We start from the raw sequence: 18,845 nt of genomic DNA on the forward strand, positions 1-18,845 counted from the left end.
CCGCGCGCCCCGCCTAGCATGGGGCGATGCGCCTGCCCGTCTTCCCGATCGGCCTCCTGCCTCCGCTGCCGGCTGCGGTCCTGGTGGCGGCGCTCCTCGCGCACCGGTTGCCCGAGCTCCCGCCGCGCTGGGTCTCCGCCGTGCTGCTCGCGGCAGGCCTGCTGGCGCTGTCCGCCGCGCGCGGCCGCCGTTCGCGGCTCGGCCTGGGAGTGCCGCCCGGCGTCGGGGCGCCGGGCGGCGGCAGCCCGGCCGCGGTGCCGCGGCGCGAGGCCATCCTGGCGCTCGTCCGGTTCGTGGCGTTGCTGCTGGCCGCGGGCGCCTGGACCATGCTGCGCGCGGGGCAGTCGCTCGAGCTGCGGATCGCTCCGGATCAGGAGGGCGTCGACTTCGTCGTTCGGGGGCATGTCGCCGGCATGCCGCAGGCCTTCGAGCGCGGCGAGCGCTTCCTGTTTCGCATCGAGCGCTGCGTCGGTCCTTCGGCCGGTCCCGCGTCGGTCGACTGTCCGGAAGGGCGCGACGTGCGATTGGCCTGGTACCGACATTTCGGGCAGGCCGGCAAGGTGGAAGACGGCGAACGAACGGGCGGTCCGCGGCGCCAGCCGGGCCCGCAGCCCGGCGAGCGATGGCAGCTGACGGTCCGCCTGAAGCGTCCGCATGGGCTGCTGAATCCCGGCGCCTTCGATTCCGAACTGCGCGCGCTCGAGGAGGGCATCGCCGCGACCGGCTACGTGCGCGCGAGCCGGGACCCGGCCTGGCCGAACCGGCGGCTGGCCGGGCGCAGCTGGCGCCCGGGCCCCGCGATCGAGGCCGCGCGGACCGTGCTGCGCGACGCGATCCTGGCCGCACTGGCCGGCGAGCGAGCCGATGCGGCCGGCGTGGTCGCGGCCTTGTCGATCGGCGACCAGGCCGCGATTCCGGGGGCCTGGTGGGAGACCTTCAACCGGACCGGCGTCGGTCACCTGATGAGCATCTCCGGTCTGCACATCACGATGCTCGCCGGCATGGCCGGCGGCCTCGCGCGCAGGGCGCTGCGCCACCCTCGCATCGGCCGGCCGGCGCTGCTCGAGCGCTGCCCGGCCGACCGCCTGAAGTGGGCCTTCGCGCTGGCCGCGGCCTTCTTCTACTCGGCGCTGGCCGGATGGGGCATCCCGGCGCAGCGCACCTGCTGGATGCTGGCGGTGGCCGGGCTTGCGCTGCTGGGCGGGCGCAGCCAGTCGCTCGCCCGCGTGCTGGCGCTGTCCGCGGCAGTGGTCACCGTGCTCGACCCGTGGGCGCCGCTTTCCGCCGGGTTCTGGCTGTCCTTCGCGTCGGTGTCGGCGATCGTCTGGTACGGCAGCCAGGAAACCCGGCAGCCGCGGCCAGATCCGGGCCGACCCGTGCTCGCGCAGGCGCGCGCGAAGCTCGTTGCGGTCCTGACCGATGCACTCCGCACGCAATGGGCGGCCACGCTGTCCCTGCTGCCGCTGGGCGCGCTGTTCTTCTCCAGCTTCTCGCTGGTAGGGCCGCTCGCCAACGCGTTCGCGATCCCGCTGGTCTCGATCGTGATCACGCCGCTGGCGCTGCTCGGCACCGCCCTGCTGCTGCCGGTCCCGCCGGTGGGCGGGCTCGTGCTCGGCGCAGTCTGCACGGCAACCGGCTGGCTGCTCGACGCGCTCGTGCCGCTGGCCGAGCCGCGCCTGGCGATCGCGGTGCTGTCCGCGCCCGGCTGGCCGGCGACGACCGTCGCCGCGCTCGCCATCGCGGCGCTGCTCGCCCCTTTCCGGGTGCCGGGCCGGCCCGCGGCCTTCGCCGCGCTGCTGCCCCTGTTCGCGCAGGCCGACTCCGGACCGGCGCCGGGCAGCCTGGTGGTCACCGCGCTCGATGTGGGGCAGGGCGCGGCCATCCTGGTCGAGACCCCTTCGGGGCGGCTGCTGTTCGATACCGGCCCCCGCTATGGCGGCGAGTCCGAGGCCGGCGCGCGCGTCCTGGTGCCGTGGCTGCGCTCGCGCGGCATCGAGCGGCTCGAGGCGGTCGTGGTCTCGCACGCCGACGACGATCACGCCGGCGGCAGCGCGAGCGTGCTGGCCGGCATGCGCGTCGACTGGGTCGCCAGCCCGCTGCCCGACGATCATCCCGCGGTGGCCCCCGCGGCCGAGCGCTATCGGTGCTGGCGCGGCGATCGCTGGCGCTGGGGCGAGGTGGCCTTCGAGTTCCTGCATCCGGGGCCCGAGCGCACCACCGCGCAGAAGTCCTCGACGAACGCCACGAGTTGCGTGCTGCGGGTGGAGTCGCCGGCCGGCGCGGTGCTGCTCACCGGCGACATCGAGGCCGCCCAGGAGCGTTTCCTGGTCGAGAAGCTCGAGCCGCGCTGGTTGCGCGCCGACCTTCTGGTCGCGCCGCACCACGGCAGCAACGGCTCCTCGTCGATGCCCTTCCTGCGCGCGGTCTCGCCGACGCTCGCGATCGTGCAGGCCGGCTACCGGAACCGCTTCGGGCATCCCGGCGACAAGGCCCGCGTGCGCTATGAGGCGGCCGGCGCCGCACTGATGCGCACCGATCGCGACGGCGCGATCTCGGTCACCTTGCGCGGGCCGGGGCAGGCGCCGCAGGTCACGCGGCTGCGGCAGGACGACCGCCGCTACTGGCGGGTCCGAGTGGACGCGCCATAGGGCGGGCGAGCTCGTGTCTACTGTGCGGTCCAGCCGCCGTCCATGGCCCAGGCCACGCCGCGCACCTGGCTGGCGGCGTCGGAGCACAGGAAGATCGCCAGCTCGCCGAGCTGCTGGGGCGTCACGAATTCCTGCGAAGGTTGCTTCTCGGAAAGCAGCGCCACCTTGGCCTCGTCGGCGCTGATGCCGGCCGCCGCCGCGCGTGCGTCGATCTGCTTTTGCACCAGCGGGGTCAGCACCCAGCCCGGGCAGATCGCGTTGCAGGTCACGCCGGTGCGCGCGGTCTCGAGCGCCACCGTCTTGGTCAGCCCCACGATGCCGTGCTTGGCGGCGATGTAGGCGGCCTTCTCGACCGAGGCCACCAGGCCGTGCACCGACGCGATGTTGATGATCCGGCCCCAGTCGCGGGCCCGCATGCCGGGCAGCGCGCAGCGGGTGGCGTGGAAGGCGGCCGACAGGTTCAACGCGATGACCGCGTCCCAGCGGTCGGCCGGAAAGCTCTCGACCGGCGCCACGTGCTGGATGCCTGCGTTGTTGACGAGGATGTCGATCGCGCCGTGGCGCTCGACCAGCCGCGCGACCAGCGCCTCGACCTCGGCGGTCTTCATCAGGTCGGCGTGCTCGAACTCGACCTTCACGCCGTGGCGCTTCTCCATGTCGGCGCGCAGCCGCTCGATCTCGGCAGGGTCACCGAAGCCGTTCAGCGCCACGTTGGCGCCGCGGGCGGCCAGCGCATCGGCGATGCCCAGGCCGATGCCGCTCGTGGATCCGGTCACCAGTGCCAGCTTGCCTTCGATCATCTTCGCTCCCTTGTACAATGCCCTGCGATTCTAGCCGCTCGGGGGCAGTCGGCCGCGCGGGCGGTCGCCGTCCCCGGCGCGACACTCAGCCGCCGACCCTGCGATGCAGCCCGACCTCTCCTCGATTCCCGAGCCCGTCCTGCGCCACGTCACCTGCGCTAGCCCCAAGGGGCTGCACCGGATGGCCTACTGGCAGTGGGACGCCCGCAGCGGCGGCCCCGGTGGCGCCGGGACGGTCGTCTGCGTGCACGGCCTCACCCGCAACGGCCGCGACTTCGACGCGCTGGCTGCGCGCCTGTCCGAGCACTATCGCGTCGTCTGCCCGGACATCGCCGGGCGCGGCCGCTCCGCGCGGCTCGCGGACCCGATGCTCTACACGGTGCCGCAATACCTGGCCGACTGCGTCACGCTGATCGCGCGTCTGGACGTCGAGCGGGTGGACTGGGTCGGCACTTCGATGGGCGGGCTGATCGGCATGTCGATGGCCGCGCTGCCCGGCAATGCCGTCGGCCGGCTGGTGCTCAACGACATCGGGCCGCACATCGATCCGGCGGGCCTCGAGCGGATCGCCGGCTACGTGGGCGACGACCCGCGCTTCGACAGCTTCGAGCAGGGCGAGGCCACGCTGCGCGAGCTGATGCGCGACTTCGGCCCGCACACCGACGCGCAATTCAGGCTGCTTTCCCGCCACTACGTGATCCGCAAGGGCGGCGCCTGGGGCTATCACTACGACCCGGCGATCGCCGTGCCTTTCCGGGCGCTGGCCGGGCTGTCCCAGCCCGACCTGTGGCCGATGTGGGACGCGATCGCCTGCCCGGTGCTGGCGATCCGCGGCGCCGAATCGGACATCCTGACCGCCGAGGTCGCTGCGAAGATGGCCGCGAGCGGGCCGCGCGCCCGCGTCGTGGAATTCGCCGGCATCGGCCATGCCCCCACCCTGATCGACGGCGCGCAGGTCGCCGCGGTCGAAGCCTTTCTCAACCAGGAGCGAAAATGACGATCGAGCGTCTGCATGTCGGCCGGAGGATGTCCGAGGCCGTGATCCACAACGGCACCCTCTACCTGGCCGGCCAGGTGGCAGAGGACCCCAGCCAGGACGTCGCCGCGCAGACGCGCCAGGTGCTCGCGGCCATCGACCGCCTGCTGGCCGAGGCCGGCAGCGACAAGACCCGCATCCTGCAGGCCCAGATCTTCCTGGCCGACATGGCCGACTTCGCGGCGATGAACGCGGTCTGGGACGCCTGGGTGCCCGAGGGTCACACCCCGGCCCGCGCGACCGTCGAGGCCAAGCTGGCCACGCCGGCCTACAAGGTGGAGATCAAGGTCGTCGCGGCCAAATGAGGAAGGGCGCCCCGGCGAGCCCGGGGCGCCCTGAAGCCAGGAGGGGGCCGCATCGGGCGCCCCCGCGACTCAGCGCCAGCCCACCCGGTCGATGATCTTCGCCGCGGTGACCTGGGCCCGGCCGATCGACGCCACCGACAGGTCGTCGGCCTTGAACTCGCCCAGCGACTGCAGCGCCTCGTTGGTGGACTTGACGCCCTTGGCGGCCGGCCACTCGTTGCTGCCGTTCGCGAAGTGGAGCTGGGCGCTGTCGCTGGCCAGGTACTCGAGGAACTTGATCGCGGCGTCGCGATGCGGGGCGTTCTTCGCCACGCCGGCGCCCGACACGTTCACGTGGGTGCCCTTGCCCGACTGGTTCGGCCAGATGATCCCGACCTTGGCCATCACTTCGCGGTCGGCCGGCTTGTCCGATTTCATCAGGCGCACCAGGTAGTAGCTGTTGCTCAGCGCGACCTGGCACTCGCCGGTGGCCACCGCGCGAACCTGGTCGGTGTCGCCGCCGCGGGGCTTGCGGGCGAAATTGGCCACCACGCCCGCGGCCCATTGCTCGGCCTTCTGCTCGCCCAGGTGCTCGGTCATCGCGCCGATCAGCGACAGCATGTACGGGTGGGCGCCCGAGCGGGTGCAGACCTTGCCCTTCAGCTCGGGACGGGCGAGGTCTTCATAGTTGCGGACCAGGTCGGGATTCACCGAGGCCTTGTTGTAGACGATGACCCGGGCGCGGGTCGCGAAGCCGTACCACTCGGCGCCCTTTCCGTCGTCCTTGCCGCGCAGGTGGGCCGGGATCCGCTCGTCGAGCACCTTCGACTTCACCGGCTGGAACAGGCCTTCCACCTGCGCCTTCCACAGGCGCGCGGCGTCGACCAGCAGCAGCACGTCGGCCGGGCTGTTCGCGCCCTCGTTGCGCAGGCGCTCGAGCAGCGCCTCGTCGCCGGCCTCGATCCGGTTGACCTTGATGCCGGTCTGCTTCGTGAATTCCTCGTACAGCGCCTCGTCGGTCTGGTAGTGGCGGGCGGAGTAGAGGTTGAGCACCTTGTCGTCGGCCGCTGCGGCCGGCGCCGGCAGGGCGAGGCTCGTGGCAAGGGCGGCCGGCAGAGCGGCGGAGAGGAGGGCGGACAGGAAGGTCCTGCGAAGCGTGGTCGTCACGATGTTCATGTTCCTTCGGTTCGTTGCAGTGTGAGCGGAAGATTAATGCAAACGAGAAGGATTCGCAATACAAGTCGAACAAGGACAAATCCGAGAGCGAGGGCGAGAGCGAGGGCAAAGACCGGGGGAGAAGGGCGAGACCGCTGCGCGGCCCGGGCTGCAGGGCGGGCGGCCCCGCTGTCCCGGGTCAGGCGAGACGGCCGGACGGCCGGAGGGATTCGGCAGGACGGGCGCCCCGGCCGGTGCCGCCGACGCGGCTCAGAGGCCGGATCTGAACTCCGCGGGCAGCGACTGGCGCGGCCGCTCGAAGGCGAACGGAGCCCGCTGCGCGTCCTCGGCCAGCAACCGGCGCGCGCCGTTGAAGCGTTTGGCCCAGTAGCTGCTCTCGAGCGATTCGACCCGCACCTGCTTGCCGCGCGAGGGGGCGTGCACGAACTGGTTGTTGCCGATGTAGATGCCCACGTGCGAGAAGGCGCGGCGCAGCGTGTTGAAGAAGACCAGGTCGCCCGGCTTCAGTTCGTGGCGATCGACCGACTCGCCTTCCCGGCTCATCTCGACCGATCGGCGGGGCAGGACCTTGCCGAGGGTCTCTTCGTAGACGAAGCGGACCAGGCCGCTGCAGTCCAGTCCGGTGTCGGGGGAGTCGCCGCCCCACTTGTAGTTCACGCCGAGCATGGACAGCGAGCGGATCACCAGCTCGGCAGCGGGGTTCGTGGGGTGATCGGCGCTTGCGGCCGCACCGTCGCCGGCCGCGCGTGTCGCGGGGGGCTCTCCCGCGGCCAGGACCCCGGTCGGTGCGGCGGCGAGCCCGGCGACCAGGATGGTCGCCGCCAGGACAATATTTGCGCGAATGGGGTTGCCGAGCATCGGCGGAGGGTATACGAGGAACTTTTGCCTTGTCAAAGCCGGCCCTTCGCCGCCGTCATGCCTGCTGCGGGCCCGAAACCGGCCATCGGTCGCGCGCCGTGGCCACCCGGCCACGCGGTAAGCCCGGGGCAAGCCTCGGCCGTAGAATGGCGCGCAGCGAGAACGACCGCGCCACGCAGCGCGCAGCAACAGGTGCCGCGCCGAGCGCGGCCACGGACAGGAGGAGCAGACGATGAGCGCAGCGCAGGCACCGCAGGCCGTCCCGGCCGGCGGCAAGGGGCCGGAGGACGGGCTGGCCGCCTTCCATCGACGTTCGATCGAGGATCGGGAAGGCTTCTGGGCCGAGCAGGCCGCCCTGATCGACTGGCACGTGCCCTTCGAGCGCGTGCTCGACGACTCCAGGCTGCCCTTCACCCGCTGGTTCGTCGGCGGCCAGACCAACCTGTGCCACAACGCGGTCGACCGGCACCTGGCAGCGCTGGGCGACCGCCCGGCGCTGATCTGGGAGTCGACCGAGGTCGGGCAGTCGCGCACGCTGAGCTTTCGTGAGCTGCACCGGGAGATCAACCGGATGGCCGCGGTCATGCGGTCCTTCGGCGTGGGCCGGGGCGACCGGGTGCTGGTCTACATGCCGATGATCGCCGAGGCGGTGGTCGCGATGCTCGCCTGCGCGCGGATCGGAGCGATCCACTCGGTGGTCTTCGGCGGATTCGCCTCGCAAAGCCTGGCCAGCCGGATCGACGATGCGCAGCCCAGGCTGATCGTCAGCGCCGACGCGGGCTCGCGCAACGGCAAGGTCATCCCGTACAAGCCGCTTCTCGACGAGGCGCTCGAGCTCGCACGCCATTCGCCGAACGCAGTGCTGCTGGTCGACCGCGGCCTGGCGCCCATGATCCGCGTCGACCGGCGCGACCACGACTGGGCCGTGCAGCGCGAGAAGCACCTCGACGCCGAGGTGCCGATCACCTGGCTGGAGTCCAACGAGGTGAGCTACACGCTCTACACCTCGGGCACCACCGGCAAGCCCAAGGGCGTGCAACGCGACGTGGGCGGCTACGCGGTGGCGCTGGCCGCCTCGATGAAGCACATCTTCTGCGGCAACCCGGGCGAGACCTACTTCTCGTCGAGCGACATCGGCTGGGTGGTGGGGCACTCGTACATCGTCTACGGCCCGCTGATCGCCGGGATGGCCACCATCGTCTACGAGGGCACGCCGTTGCGCCCCGATCCGGGCATCCTCTGGGAGCTGGTGGCCCGGCACAGGGTCACCGTCATGTTCTCGGCGCCCACCGCGATCCGCGTGCTCAAGAAGCAGGACCCGTCCTGGCTCAAGCGCCACGACATCTCCTCGCTGCGCGCGCTGTTCCTGGCCGGCGAGCCGCTCGACGAGCCCACCGCGCGGTGGATCGCCGAGGGCCTCGGCTGCCCGGTCATCGACAACTACTGGCAGACCGAGACGGGCTGGCCCATTCTCACGCTCGCGCACGGCATCGAGAGGACGCCGACGCGCTACGGCTCGCCCGGCATGCCGATGTACGGCTACGACGTGCGGCTGCTGCACGAGCAGACCGGCGAGGAGGTGGGGCCTGGCGAGAAGGGCGTGGTGGCGATCGTCCCGCCGCTGCCGCCGGGCTGCATGCAGACGGTCTGGCGCGACGACGAGCGCTTCCTGAACACCTACTTCGCGAGCATCCCGGGCCGGCAGGTCTACTCGACCTTCGACTGGGGGATGCGCGATGGCGACGGCTACTGGTTCATCCTCGGGCGCACCGACGACGTGATCAACGTGGCCGGTCATCGCCTCGGCACCCGCGAGATCGAGGAGAGCCTGTCGAGCCACGCTGCGGTCGCCGAGTGCGCGGTGGTCGGCGTGGCCGATGCGCTGAAGGGGCAGGTCGCGGTGGCCTTCGCGGTGCTGAAGGACCCGTCGCGGATCGCGACCGATGCCGACCGGCTGGCGCTCGAGGGCGAGCTGATGGCCACGGTCGACCGGCAGCTCGGCGCGGTGGCGCGGCCGTCGCGGGTGCACTTCGTGACGATCCTGCCCAAGACCCGCTCGGGCAAGGTGTTGCGACGGGCCATCCAGGCGCTGTGCGAGCGGCGCGACGCCGGCGACCTGACCACAATGGAAGACGCCGCCGCGCTCGAGCAGGTCCGCGCGGCGCTGGCCGGGGGCTGAGCCAGGTGTCGATCGACGACGTGTTCGCCTGGCTTTCGGGGCTTGCCGGGCTCGCGACCGGACTGGCATCGGGCCTTCCCGACTGGCTCGCCGGGGCGGCGGGCGACATCGGCTCGCTGGTGCCCACGCGATTGACAGGCGCGCTGCTGCTGCCGCCGGCCCTGCCCTTGCTGGTCGCGGCGCTGGGCCTGCTGGCCGTGCGCCGCCGGCCGTCGGCAGGCCGCATGCTGGCCTGGACCGGCCTGCTCGCCGGCTGGCTGTTTTCGTGCGGCACCGGCGCGTCGTGGCTGGCATCGCTGGCCGAGGGCGACGCCCGGAGCGGGCTCACCGCCGAGGCGCTGCGCGCCGCGCTGGCCGGGCGCGACGCGCCGCAGGCGATCGTGATCCTGGGGGGAGGGACCCGCGATCATCCGCTGGAAACACCGGCCCGCGAGTTCGTCAAGCCGCTCGCGCTGGAGCGACTGGTGCACGGCGCCTGGATCGCTCGCACGACCCGCCTGCCGGTGCTGGTGAGCGGCGGCGTGCCGCGCGGCGGCATGGCCAGCGAGGCCGCGGTCATGAAGCGCACGCTCGAGGACACGTTCGGCACGCCGGTCCGCTGGGTCGAGGAGGCTTCGCGCGACACCGGCGAGAACGCGCAGCGCAGCGCCGCGATCCTGAAGGCGGCCGGCATCTCGCGGGTCGTGCTGGTCACGCAGGCCTATCACATGCCGCGGGCGGCGGCCTCGTTTCGCCGGGCCGGCCTCACGGTGCTGCCGGCGCCGCACGGGTTTGCCGGCGGGATGCAGGACTGGACCCCGCGCGACCTGGTGCCCAACGGCGAGGCAGCCGCGCTCGCCCATCGCGCGTCGCACGAGCTGCTGGGCAGGCTCTGGTACCGGCTGCGCAATCGCTGACCGCCGATTCCCTGGCCCGGGGCCGCTACAATCGCCGCTCCCCGGACACTCGCAACGAACAGGACGAACATGAACACCAAGCCCTTCCTCACCTCCGACGATGCCCGTGCGATCGCCACCGCGGCCGAGGCCGAGGCCCGGCGCAACGGCTGGGCGGTCACGATCGCGGTGGTCGACGACGGCGGGCACCTGCTCTGGCTGCAGCGTCTCGACAAGGCCGCGCCGCTGTCGAGCTACATCGCACCCGAGAAGGCGCGCACCGCGGCGCTGGGCCGGCGCGAGACCAAGTCCTACGAGGACATGATCAACGGCGGCCGCCACGCCTTCCTGTCGGCGCCGAAGGTCCAGGCGATGCTCGAAGGCGGCGTGCCGATCGTGGTCGACGGCCACTGCGTGGGCGCGGTCGGCGTGTCGGGCGTCAAGTCCAGCGAGGACGTGCAGATCGCCATTGCCGGCATCGCCGCGCTGAAGCTCGGCTGACGCGCTTCCCGCCGCGGCGCGCAGCATGGCGATCTTCGACCGCGACGCGCTGAACCCCGGGGTCGCCCCGCGCGAGGTCTTCGCGTGGTCGATGTACGACTTCGCGAATTCCGGGTTCACCACCGTGGTGCTCACCGCGGTGTTCAACGCCTACTTCGTGGGGGCGGTCGCCGGCAACGCGCCCTGGGCCACGCTGGCCTGGACCGGCGCGCTCGCCCTGTCCAGCCTGCTGGTGATCCTCACCATGCCGGCCATCGGCGCCTGGGCCGACGCGCGCGGGGCCAAGAAGCCGCTGCTGCTGGCCACGACCATCGGCTGCGTGCTCGGCACCGCCGGCCTCGCGCTCGCCCAGCCCGGCAGCGTGACGCTGGCGATCGCGCTGGTCGTCCTGGCCAACTGGTTCTACAACACCGGCGAATCGCTGATCGCCGCCTTCCTGCCCGAGCTCGCGCGGCCGCATGCGCTGGGCAAGGTCTCGGGGTGGGGCTGGGCCTTCGGCTACTTCGGCGGAATGCTCACCCTGGGGCTGTCGCTCGCCTGGGTGCTGTCCGCGCAGGCGCGCGGCGAGACCGCCGCGCAGTTCGTGCCGGTCACCATGCTGATCACCGCCGCGGTGTTCGCGCTCGCCTCGGTGCCCACCTTCCTGGTGCTGCGCGAGCGCGCGCGGCCGCAGGCCGCGGCCATCGGAGCGGCCGAGGCAGGGCGGGCCGAAGGCACCCAGGACGGCCGGGCCGGCGCCGCCGACGCCTTCGCCCGGCTTCGCCGAACCTGGCGAGAGTCCGGCCGCTTCGTCGACTTCCGCCGGCTGCTGGTCTGCGGCGCCTTCTACCAGGCCGGCATCGCGGTGGTGATCGCGCTGGCCGCCGTCTACGCCGAGCAGGTCATGCACTTCACGCAGATCCAGACGATGGCGCTGGTCTTCGTGGTCAACATCGCCTCGGCGCTGGGCGCCTTCGGCTTCGGCTACCTGCAGGACCGGCTCGGCCATCGCCGCGCGCTGGCGCTCACGCTGGGCGGCTGGATCGCGATGGTGCTGGTGGCGGGACTCGGGACCAGCCTCGCCATGTTCTGGCTGGCCGCGGTGCTGGCCGGGTTGTGCATGGGCTCGAGCCAATCCTGCGGCCGGGCCATGGTCGGCGCGCTGGCGCCGGCCGGCCGGCTGGCCGAGTTCTTCGGCCTGTGGGCGCTGGCGGTACGGGTGGCTGCGATCGTGGGACCGCTCACTTACGGGCTGGTGACCTGGCTCACCGTCGGCAACCACCGGCTCGCCATCCTCTGCACCGGACTCTTCTTCGTCGTCGGCCTGGCGCTCCTTGCCGGGATCGACATGGCCCGCGGGGCCCGAGCCGCTCGCGAAGCGGTCGAGCCGGGTCGCCGCTGACGCGGCTCAGCGCCGATAAGGCGCGAACGGCGCCCAGGGGCGCGCCCGCTCGATCTGGGCCGCGGCCTGCAGCACCCGGTGGTCCTCGCCGAATCGGCCGGTCAGCATCACGCCGATCGGCAGGCCCTGGCTGCTGGTCGCGAAGGGCACCGAAGCCGACGGCTGGCCGGTGGCATTGGCCAGCGGCGTGAAGGGCGAGTAGCGGATGATCCCATCCGGCCCGATCCGGTACTCGATGAAATCCGGATGGTTCATCGCGATGCGGCCGAGTTCGATCGGTGGCGTGGCGAGCACCGGGCTCAGCATCAGGTCGTAGCCGGATTCGGGGCTGCCGTCGCCTTCCATGAACTGCCCGACCTGGCGGCCGAGGCGGTGCACCGCGCCCAGCGATTCCAGGTAGCGCGGCGCCGAAAGGCTGCGCCCGAAGGCCACCGCGGAGCGGGTGGTCGGTTCGAGCTCGTCGTCGCCAGCAGCGCGACCGCGGCGGCGCTCGACGATGTCCACCGCCATCGCGGTGCCGCTGGTGATCACGTCGAGCATCGGCTGGAGCACGTCGATCGTGCGCAGCGCCGGCGCGCGCTCCTCGACGATGTGGCCGAAGGATTCGAGCAGGCGGGCGGCCTCGCGCACGGCGGCTTCCACTTCCGGATGGACCGGCGCGCCGTCGAAGGTCCGCCAGGTGCAGGCGATGCGCAGCCGTTCGCGGCGCGGTCCCGCGGCGTCGAGCGCGGCCAGCGCCTCGGCGACCGCGTCGGCGAAGGATGCGGGACGCGCCGGCGCGGCGTAGGGCGCGCCGACGTCGGCACCGGCCGACACTTCGAGCGCCAGTGCGCTGTCGCGCACCGAGCGGGTCACGAAGTGCTCGGTGGCCAGGCCGCCCCATCCCTCGCCGGCCAGCGGGCCGGCCGGAATCAGGCCACGGGTCGGCTTCAGGCCGAACAGGCCGCAGTTGGTGGCCGGGATCCGGATCGAGCCGGCGCCGTCGGAGGCGTGGCCGATGGTGACGATGTCGGCCATCACCGCGGCGGCTGCGCCGCCCGACGAGCCGCCCGGGCTGTGCGCGAGCGACCAGGGATTGCGCGTCGGGCCGCCGTAGGCGGCGGCCTCGGTCGATGGGCTGATCCCCATCTCGGGGCTGGTCGAGCGGCCGAAGAAGACGAAGCCCGCGCGGCGGTACCGGGCCACCAGTGCGCTGTCGACCGGCCAGTCGATGCGCCCGAACAACCGGGAGCCCATCGTCGAGGGCAGGCCGACCGCGGCGGTGGACAGGTCCTTGAGCAGGCTGGGCACGCCCAGGAAGGGGCGCTCGCGCCGCAGCGCCTGCAGGCCGCCGGCGTGGCGGCGCGCGACCGCCAGCTGGTCGTCGACGGCGCGGGCGTGCTCGCGCGCCAGGTCGTAGGCCGGATTGCAGACCGCGTTGATCTCCGGGTTGACCGCCTCGCAGCGGGCGATTGCCGCGTCGAGGGCTTCGAGGGCGCCGAGCTGGCCGGTGGCGATTCGATCGGCCAGGGCGATTGCGTCGTGGGCGGACATGTCTCTGAGCGAAGGGGAAGGGAGGGGGTGAGATCCGGGCGGTCGGGGAGGGCGTCAGGATCGCGTATGCGGCTCGCCAGTCGTCTTGGGCAAGGACGCGGCGATCTGGTAGAGGCCTTCCAGGACCAGGTTCTCGTGATAGGTGAACTCGATGGTCAGGCGCGGGCCCAGGGTGCGCGCCGCGCCCCCGGAGATGATGCAGCGCAGGTCGGGGTGCTTGCGCTTGTGCAGGAAGTACAGGCGCTCGACCGCGCCGGCCTGTGCATGGGCGCAGCCCGAGGCGATCGCGTCGACCGTCTGGCGCGGGTAGTCCACGTAATCACCCTGCGCGTCGGGCAGGGTGGCGGTGTTCAGGTGCAGCGCGCGCACCATCAGGCCCAGGCCGGGCATGATCCCGCCGCCCACGAAGTCGCCTTCGGCGGTGAGCAGGTCCATCGTGGTGGCCGTGCCGCAGACCACGACCAGGGCAGGGCGCTCGCCGAGGATCGCGCGCGCGCCGATCATGGCCGCCCAGCGATCCACGCCCAGCGCTGCCGGATTCAGGTAGCCGTTGCGCACGCCGCACTGCTCCGCCCTGGACGACACCCAGTGCGGTTCCGGCGCGTCGGGCCAGACCTCGAGCGCGCGCAGCACCGGGTTCACCACCTTGGTGCCGGCCACATTGGCGATCACGATCTTCGACGGCGTGGGCAGCCGGCGCCATTCGGCCATCACCATCGAGGTTTCTTCGTGGAGCACCCGCCCGAAGAGCTGGGCCCGGTCCAGCGCCAGCGCCCGGCCTTCGGCCGGGGCCTCGCCGTAGGTGCCCCACTTCAGGAAGGTGTTCCCGATGTCGATAAGCAGGTAGCTCATGGTGGGCGCAGTGTAACGCGGTGCTCAGGCCGGGCGGAACGCGGGGCCCAGCGGCCGCATGCGGATGCCGGGGCGCAGGCGGGTCCAGCGGAAGTCGGCCGGATCGGCCAGCGCCGGACCGGGGGAGCGGACGACCAGCACCTCGCGCGCGATCGGCTGGAAGTCGGCGCGGAAATGCACCGAGCTCTTCAGCGCCACGATCCGCTGGCGGATCGGCTCCACGCCCAGGTGGCGGAACATCTCCTGGTCGCCGGCCTGGCACTTGCTGGAGGCGAGCACCACCCGCACGCCCGGCGCGGCCTCGGAGCGCAGCAGCGCCATCGGCCCGAGTTGCATCCGGAATCCCTTGAACATCGGGCCGGTGCAGGTGAAGCGGCCGTCGCCGATCCGCTCCACGGTGAACCGGCCAGCCAGCGGCACGTGACCGGGCACGCCGGAGATCTCGCCGAGCGCGAAGTCCAGCGTCGCGCCCTGGCCGGCCTCGTGGGCGCGCCGGGCCGAGGGCGGGTCGATCAGCATGCCCAGCACCGCGTCGCGGGCGCGATGCCGGATCAGCGCGGCCAGCAGCGCGGTGGTGTCGCCGTTGCCGCCGGCACCCGGGTTGTCCTGCGTGTCGGCCAGCACCACCGGCGCGCCCGGCTCGCCGCGGGCCATCGCGCGCTCGACCGCCTCGTCGGGGGCGAGCAGCGTGAGCGCGAAGTCCTTCTCGGCATCGGCCACCGCACCGGCCATCTCGTCGACCGCCGCGCGGGTGGCGGCCTCGTCGAGCCCGTAGCCGACGACCGACATCCCGCACTCGGGGAAATCGGCCATCGGGAAACCGGGCGCGAAGGACAGCGCCACGCCGTTGCGCTGCTCGATCCGCTCGAGCAGCGCGTACAGGCCGTTGGCCGGCTCGATGAAGGTGCTCTGGGAAGGAATGCCGGTCAGGTAGTCGAGCGTGCGGTGGGCCTTCGCGAAGCGCCGTCCGGTGCCCAGCATCCGCATCAGCAGGCCGGCGGCGCGGGCGCCGGTGGCCGCCATGTCCACATGCGGATAGGTGCGGTAGATCGACAGCGCATCGGAGTGGGCCACCATGCCGCGGGTGACGTTGGCATGCAGGTCGAGGCTGGCCACCACCGGCACGTCGGGTCCGACGATCTCGCGCACGCGGCGCAGGATCTCGCCCTCGCCGTCGTCGTGGTGCTCGGTGACCATCGCACCGTGCAGGTCGAGATAGACGCCGTCCACGGGCAGCGCCGCGCGCAGCCTGTCGGTCAGCGCGCCGACGATCCGCTCGAAGGCATCCACGGTGACGTGCGCCGACGGCGAGGCCGCCGCCCAGGCGAGCGGGACCAGCGCATGGCCCGCGGCGCGCAGCGACTCGATGGCGCCCTGCACCGGGATGTTGGCGCCCGCCACCGCGTCGAACAGGGTGTCGCCGACCTGCACGCCGGGCCAGCCGCCGCCGTCCTCGAAGGCCGCGTAGTCCGCCCGCGAGGGCGCGAAGGTGTTCGTTTCGTGCTGCATGCCGCCGACGGCGATCCGTGCCATGTTCTCCGACCCTTTCCTGTCGTGTCTTCGTGTCGAAATCCGGATTCGCGAGCGTAGAGGAACGCGCGTTGCGGCGCCACTTTGCTACGCTGCGAGCGGAACGGCGCCGGCAGCGAGCCGGCCGCAAGCCATCGAGGAGACCCGACCGATGAAGCACGACGAGATCGCCTGGCTGGGCGCGGACGAACTGACGAAGGCCTACCGCGACCGCGACCTGTCGCCGGTCGACGTGACCCGGGCGATCCTCGACCGGATCGACGCCCTGAATCCGCAGATCAACGCCTACTGCCTGGTCGACCACGAGGCGGCGCTGGCCGACGCCCAGGCCTCGGAGGCCCGCTGGCAGCGCGGCCAGCCGCTCGGTGCGATCGACGGCGTGCCGGCCTCGGTCAAGGACCTGATCCTCACCAGGGGCTGGCCCACGCTGCGCGGTTCGCTGACCACTGATCCGGCCGGGCCCTGGGACGTCGACGCCCCGGCCACCGCGCGGCTGCGCGAGGCCGGCGCGGTGCTGCTCGGCAAGACCACCACGCCCGAGTTCGGCTGGCGCGGCAGCACCGATTCGCCGGTCTACGGCATCACCCGCAACCCCTGGCGGCTCGACACCACGCCGGGTGGCTCCTCGGGCGGCGCGACCGCCGCGGTCGCCGCCGGGCTGGGACCCTTCGCGCTGGGCACCGACGGCGGCGGCTCGGTGCGGATCCCGGCCGCCTTCACCGGTACGGTGGGCCTGAAGGCGCACTTCGGGCGCATACCTGCCTACCCCCTGTCGCCGATGGGCACGGTCGCGCACATCGGCCCGCAGACCCGTACCGTCGCCGACTGCGCGCGGCTGTTCGAGGTGATCGCGCGGCCCGATTCGCGCGACTGGATGTCCTTGCCGCCCACCGATCGCGACTGGAGCGCCGATGTCGCTGCCGGCCGCCGGGCCGACGGGCTCGAGGGGCTGCGCATCGCCTACAGCCCGCGGCTGGGCTACGTGAAGTGGGTCGACGCCCGGATCGAGCATGCGCTCGACGCCGCCGCGAAGAAGTTCGCCGAGCTCGGCGCGATCGTCGAGCAGGCCGATCCCGGCTTCGACGACTGCGCCGACGTGTTCCGCGTGCACTGGTTCAGCTCGGCCCGCCACCTGCTGCACCGGCTCCCGGAAGACAAGCTGCAGCGCCTGGACCCGGGGCTGCGCGAGGTGATCGATTACGCCGAGCGCTACACGATCGCCGACTTCATGGACGCGCAACTGAGGCGCGGCCAGATGGCCGTCGCGATGGCGAAGCTGCACCAGCGATACGACCTGCTGCTGACCCCCGCGACCGCGGTCCTGCCCTTCGCGGTGGGCCGCGTGATGCCCGAGCCGCCCACCGGGCTGGACAGCGGCATGACGCAGGACTGGACCTGGTGGACGCCGTTCTCGTATCCGTTCAACCTGACCCAGCAACCCGCGATCGTGCTGGGCTGCGGCTTCAGCGACGACGGCCTGCCGATCTCGCTGCAGCTGGTGGCGCCGAACCATCGCGAGGACCTCTGTTTGCGGGCGGCGGCGGCCTACGAGGCGGCCACCGAGTGGCACCGGGTGCGCCCGCCGATCGGTTGAAGCGGGAGGACGCCATGCGGGAGAGGGCAACGCAGATGAAGGAAAGGGCATGACCCGCGTCGGGGACACGCACTCGAAAGTCGTCGGCTACGCGCTGTGGATCGTCGGATTCACCGGCGCGCACCGTTTCTACTACGGCAAGCCGGTCACCGGCACCCTCTGGTTCTTCACCCTGGGCCTGCTCGGGATCGGCTGGCTGATCGACCTATTCCTGATCCCGTCGATGGACAGGCAAGCCGACTACCGCTTCCACGAAGGGCCCATCGACTACTCGGTGGCCTGGATCCTGCTCACCTTTCTCGGCCTGTTCGGCGTGCACCGGATGTACATGGGCAAGTGGCTCACCGGCATCCTGTACCTGCTCACGCTGGGGCTGTTCGGGCTGGGGTGGCTGTACGACTACTGGACGCTGAACGACCAGATCACGGTGCGCAATCGCGCGCGGGGTTGACGCCCGGAAGGGCGCCTTGCCTTGTGGCTCGCGCCCGGACCGGCGAGGGGGTGCGCCTTCCCCCCGGACACGGTGCTGCGGCCCCGCCTGCGGCGGGGCTGCCCTCGCCTTCCTCGTCCGCGGCGGGTCGGGCGCAACTCGCGCTTCCTCTGGAAGCGCTCAGACAGCGCCCTCCCTTTTCGCCGCTCCCTCCGGAAGCGCTCGGCTTGCACAGTGTCCGGGGGGAAGGCGCACCCCCTCTCCGGCCCGGGAGGTCTTGGCGTGCGAGGGCAGGGCGTCCGTCGCGAGCGGTCGCGGGCTAGAAGCCCAGGCGTTCGCCGGCGCCCAGCAGCGTGGCGATGCCCAGCACGGCGAAGATCGCGGCGGCGATGCCGTGGACGAGCTTCACGTGCAGCTTGTGGGCGATCCGGTCGCCGAGCAGCACGGCGGGCACGTTGGCGATCATCATGCCCAGCGTGGTGCCGGCGACCACGGCCACGAAGGCCTTGTACTGGGCGGCCAGGGCCACGGTGGCGATCTGGGTCTTGTCGCCCATCTCGGCGAGGAAGAAGGCGACCAGCGTGGTGCCGAACACCCCCATGTGCGCGAGCTTCGCGTCCTTCTCGTCGAACTTGTCCGGCACGAGGATCCAGGCGGCCATCGCGAGGAAGGACAGGCCGAGCACCCAGCGCAGCGTCTCGGGGCTCATCAGCGAAGTGACCCAGGCGCCGATCGCGCCGGCGAACGCGTGGTTGAAGATCGTGGCGACCAGGATGCCCAGCACGATCGGCCAGGGCTTGCGGAACTTGGCGGCGAGGATGAAGGACAGCAGCTGCGTCTTGTCGCCGAATTCGGCCAGCGCGACGATGCCAGTGGAAACGAGAAAGGCTTCCAATCGAGAGCTCCCTGGCCGGAACGGACACCGATGACCATGCGCGCCCCGGCCAGTCCGGCGGCCTCATGGTCAAAGGTCTTGCCAGGTCGAGAGACTGCGCGCGCCATGGCCGGTGGGCCAAGTGTGTTGACGCGGGCCCCTTCGAATGCTGCGAAGGGCGGCTACTCCCCAATGACGGGGCGCATTCTACCCGAGTTGCCTTTGGGCGTGCGCCCGGGCCGGTCGGGATAAGCGCCCGGGCTCGTCCCCGACCGGCCGTGCATGTCGTGCGCT

16 protein-coding genes and 1 riboswitch are annotated in these 18,845 nt (G+C 72.1%); of the genes, 9 read left to right on the plus strand and 7 right to left on the minus strand.

Features of this window, described 5'->3' with window-relative positions; all coding sequences use genetic code 11:
* Positions 1 to 26 precede the first annotated feature (26 nt).
* Positions 27 to 2,648 carry a DNA internalization-related competence protein ComEC/Rec2 gene (locus FHP08_RS17870; RefSeq protein ID WP_147705871.1) on the plus strand — a complete coding sequence of 874 codons (2,622 nt, stop codon included), beginning with the start codon at positions 27 to 29 and terminating at the stop codon, positions 2,646 to 2,648.
* A 17-nt stretch (positions 2,649 to 2,665) separates the two neighbouring features.
* Here FHP08_RS17870 and FHP08_RS17875 read toward each other — a convergent pair whose 3' ends face one another.
* Positions 2,666 to 3,448: a 3-hydroxybutyrate dehydrogenase gene (locus tag FHP08_RS17875; protein ID WP_147705872.1), complete on the minus strand. Its 783-nt coding sequence runs from the start codon at positions 3,446 to 3,448 to the stop codon at positions 2,666 to 2,668.
* A gap of 103 nt (positions 3,449 to 3,551) precedes the next feature.
* Here FHP08_RS17875 and FHP08_RS17880 point away from each other — a divergent pair, with 103 nt between their 5' ends.
* Together FHP08_RS17880 and FHP08_RS17885 are read left to right on the plus strand one after the other, a co-directional pair.
* Positions 3,552 to 4,445, plus strand: a complete 894-nt coding sequence (locus tag FHP08_RS17880) for an alpha/beta fold hydrolase (RefSeq protein ID WP_147705873.1) — start codon at positions 3,552 to 3,554, stop codon at positions 4,443 to 4,445.
* Positions 4,442 to 4,789 (plus strand): RidA family protein, encoded by a 348-nt coding sequence (locus FHP08_RS17885; protein ID WP_147705874.1) that lies wholly within the window; start codon positions 4,442 to 4,444, stop codon positions 4,787 to 4,789. Before FHP08_RS17880 ends, FHP08_RS17885 begins: the two co-directional genes overlap by 4 nt.
* A gap of 69 nt (positions 4,790 to 4,858) precedes the next feature.
* Here FHP08_RS17885 and FHP08_RS17890 read toward each other — a convergent pair whose 3' ends face one another.
* Both FHP08_RS17890 and FHP08_RS17895 read right to left on the minus strand, forming a co-directional pair.
* Positions 4,859 to 5,944 (minus strand): Fe(3+) ABC transporter substrate-binding protein, encoded by a 1,086-nt coding sequence (locus FHP08_RS17890; protein ID WP_147705875.1) that lies wholly within the window; start codon positions 5,942 to 5,944, stop codon positions 4,859 to 4,861.
* 249 nt (positions 5,945 to 6,193) lie between these two features.
* The gene (locus FHP08_RS17895; RefSeq protein WP_147705876.1) at positions 6,194 to 6,802 is read right to left on the minus strand and encodes a C40 family peptidase; all 609 of its coding nucleotides are present in this window, start codon (positions 6,800 to 6,802) and stop codon (positions 6,194 to 6,196) included.
* A 232-nt stretch (positions 6,803 to 7,034) separates the two neighbouring features.
* Here FHP08_RS17895 and FHP08_RS17900 point away from each other — a divergent pair, with 232 nt between their 5' ends.
* The 4 genes from FHP08_RS17900 (at position 7,035) to FHP08_RS17915 (ending at position 11,738) form a co-directional block, all read left to right on the plus strand.
* Entirely contained in the window at positions 7,035 to 8,981 is a 1,947-nt protein-coding gene (locus FHP08_RS17900) for a propionate--CoA ligase (RefSeq protein WP_147705877.1), read from the plus strand.
* Between the two features lie 5 nt (positions 8,982 to 8,986).
* The gene (locus FHP08_RS17905) at positions 8,987 to 9,877 is read left to right on the plus strand and encodes a YdcF family protein (protein ID WP_147705878.1); all 891 of its coding nucleotides are present in this window, start codon (positions 8,987 to 8,989) and stop codon (positions 9,875 to 9,877) included.
* Positions 9,878 to 9,946: 69 nt separating this feature from the next.
* Positions 9,947 to 10,357 (plus strand): GlcG/HbpS family heme-binding protein, encoded by a 411-nt coding sequence (locus tag FHP08_RS17910; protein WP_147705879.1) that lies wholly within the window; start codon positions 9,947 to 9,949, stop codon positions 10,355 to 10,357.
* A 25-nt stretch (positions 10,358 to 10,382) separates the two neighbouring features.
* Positions 10,383 to 11,738 (plus strand): MFS transporter, encoded by a 1,356-nt coding sequence (locus FHP08_RS17915; protein WP_147705880.1) that lies wholly within the window; start codon positions 10,383 to 10,385, stop codon positions 11,736 to 11,738.
* Positions 11,739 to 11,744: 6 nt separating this feature from the next.
* On the opposite strand, the gene FHP08_RS17920 is transcribed toward FHP08_RS17915, so the two are convergent.
* From FHP08_RS17920 to FHP08_RS17930, 3 genes are read right to left on the minus strand one after another with little or no spacing between them, the layout of a single operon-like run.
* A complete protein-coding gene (locus FHP08_RS17920) occupies positions 11,745 to 13,271 on the minus strand; it encodes an amidase (protein ID WP_147705881.1) in 1,527 nt (508 codons plus the stop codon).
* 54 nt (positions 13,272 to 13,325) lie between these two features.
* Positions 13,326 to 14,123 carry a type III pantothenate kinase gene (locus tag FHP08_RS17925; protein WP_147705882.1) on the minus strand — a complete coding sequence of 266 codons (798 nt, stop codon included), beginning with the start codon at positions 14,121 to 14,123 and terminating at the stop codon, positions 13,326 to 13,328.
* A 24-nt stretch (positions 14,124 to 14,147) separates the two neighbouring features.
* Positions 14,148 to 15,656: a M81 family metallopeptidase gene (locus FHP08_RS17930; RefSeq protein ID WP_147705883.1), complete on the minus strand. Its 1,509-nt coding sequence runs from the start codon at positions 15,654 to 15,656 to the stop codon at positions 14,148 to 14,150.
* Between the two features lie 148 nt (positions 15,657 to 15,804).
* On the opposite strand from FHP08_RS17930, the gene FHP08_RS17935 reads away from it, so the two are divergent.
* Together FHP08_RS17935 and FHP08_RS17940 are read left to right on the plus strand one after the other, a co-directional pair.
* On the plus strand, positions 15,805 to 17,247 hold the full coding sequence (locus FHP08_RS17935; RefSeq protein ID WP_147705884.1) for an amidase: 1,443 nt from the start codon (positions 15,805 to 15,807) through the stop codon (positions 17,245 to 17,247).
* A 49-nt stretch (positions 17,248 to 17,296) separates the two neighbouring features.
* A complete protein-coding gene (locus FHP08_RS17940) occupies positions 17,297 to 17,698 on the plus strand; it encodes a TM2 domain-containing protein (RefSeq protein WP_147705885.1) in 402 nt (133 codons plus the stop codon).
* A 298-nt stretch (positions 17,699 to 17,996) separates the two neighbouring features.
* On the opposite strand, the gene FHP08_RS17945 is transcribed toward FHP08_RS17940, so the two are convergent.
* Positions 17,997 to 18,572: a TMEM165/GDT1 family protein gene (locus tag FHP08_RS17945; RefSeq protein ID WP_147705886.1), complete on the minus strand. Its 576-nt coding sequence runs from the start codon at positions 18,570 to 18,572 to the stop codon at positions 17,997 to 17,999.
* 3 nt (positions 18,573 to 18,575) lie between these two features.
* Positions 18,576 to 18,754, minus strand: a riboswitch (yybP-ykoY riboswitch).
* Positions 18,755 to 18,845: the final 91 nt, after the last annotated feature.

It is taken from the genome of Zeimonas arvi (assembly GCF_008039575.1).
Classification (GTDB): domain Bacteria; phylum Pseudomonadota; class Gammaproteobacteria; order Burkholderiales; family Burkholderiaceae_E; genus Zeimonas; species Zeimonas arvi.

Coding starts and splice junctions, on each gene's coding strand:
- FHP08_RS17890 (WP_147705875.1), bottom strand. CDS start 5,944: ATGAACATCGTGACGACCACGCTTCGCAGGACCTTCCTGTCCGCCCTC.
- FHP08_RS17930 (WP_147705883.1), bottom strand. CDS start 15,656: ATGGCACGGATCGCCGTCGGCGGCATGCAGCACGAAACGAACACCTTC.
- FHP08_RS17935 (WP_147705884.1), top strand. CDS start 15,805: ATGAAGCACGACGAGATCGCCTGGCTGGGCGCGGACGAACTGACGAAG.
- FHP08_RS17900 (WP_147705877.1), top strand. CDS start 7,035: ATGAGCGCAGCGCAGGCACCGCAGGCCGTCCCGGCCGGCGGCAAGGGG.
- FHP08_RS17870 (WP_147705871.1), top strand. CDS start 27: ATGCGCCTGCCCGTCTTCCCGATCGGCCTCCTGCCTCCGCTGCCGGCT.
- FHP08_RS17885 (WP_147705874.1), top strand. CDS start 4,442: ATGACGATCGAGCGTCTGCATGTCGGCCGGAGGATGTCCGAGGCCGTG.
- FHP08_RS17915 (WP_147705880.1), top strand. CDS start 10,383: ATGGCGATCTTCGACCGCGACGCGCTGAACCCCGGGGTCGCCCCGCGC.
- FHP08_RS17940 (WP_147705885.1), top strand. CDS start 17,297: ATGACCCGCGTCGGGGACACGCACTCGAAAGTCGTCGGCTACGCGCTG.
- FHP08_RS17920 (WP_147705881.1), bottom strand. CDS start 13,271: ATGTCCGCCCACGACGCAATCGCCCTGGCCGATCGAATCGCCACCGGC.
- FHP08_RS17910 (WP_147705879.1), top strand. CDS start 9,947: ATGAACACCAAGCCCTTCCTCACCTCCGACGATGCCCGTGCGATCGCC.
- FHP08_RS17925 (WP_147705882.1), bottom strand. CDS start 14,123: ATGAGCTACCTGCTTATCGACATCGGGAACACCTTCCTGAAGTGGGGC.
- FHP08_RS17875 (WP_147705872.1), bottom strand. CDS start 3,448: ATGATCGAAGGCAAGCTGGCACTGGTGACCGGATCCACGAGCGGCATC.
- FHP08_RS17880 (WP_147705873.1), top strand. CDS start 3,552: ATGCAGCCCGACCTCTCCTCGATTCCCGAGCCCGTCCTGCGCCACGTC.
- FHP08_RS17895 (WP_147705876.1), bottom strand. CDS start 6,802: ATGCTCGGCAACCCCATTCGCGCAAATATTGTCCTGGCGGCGACCATC.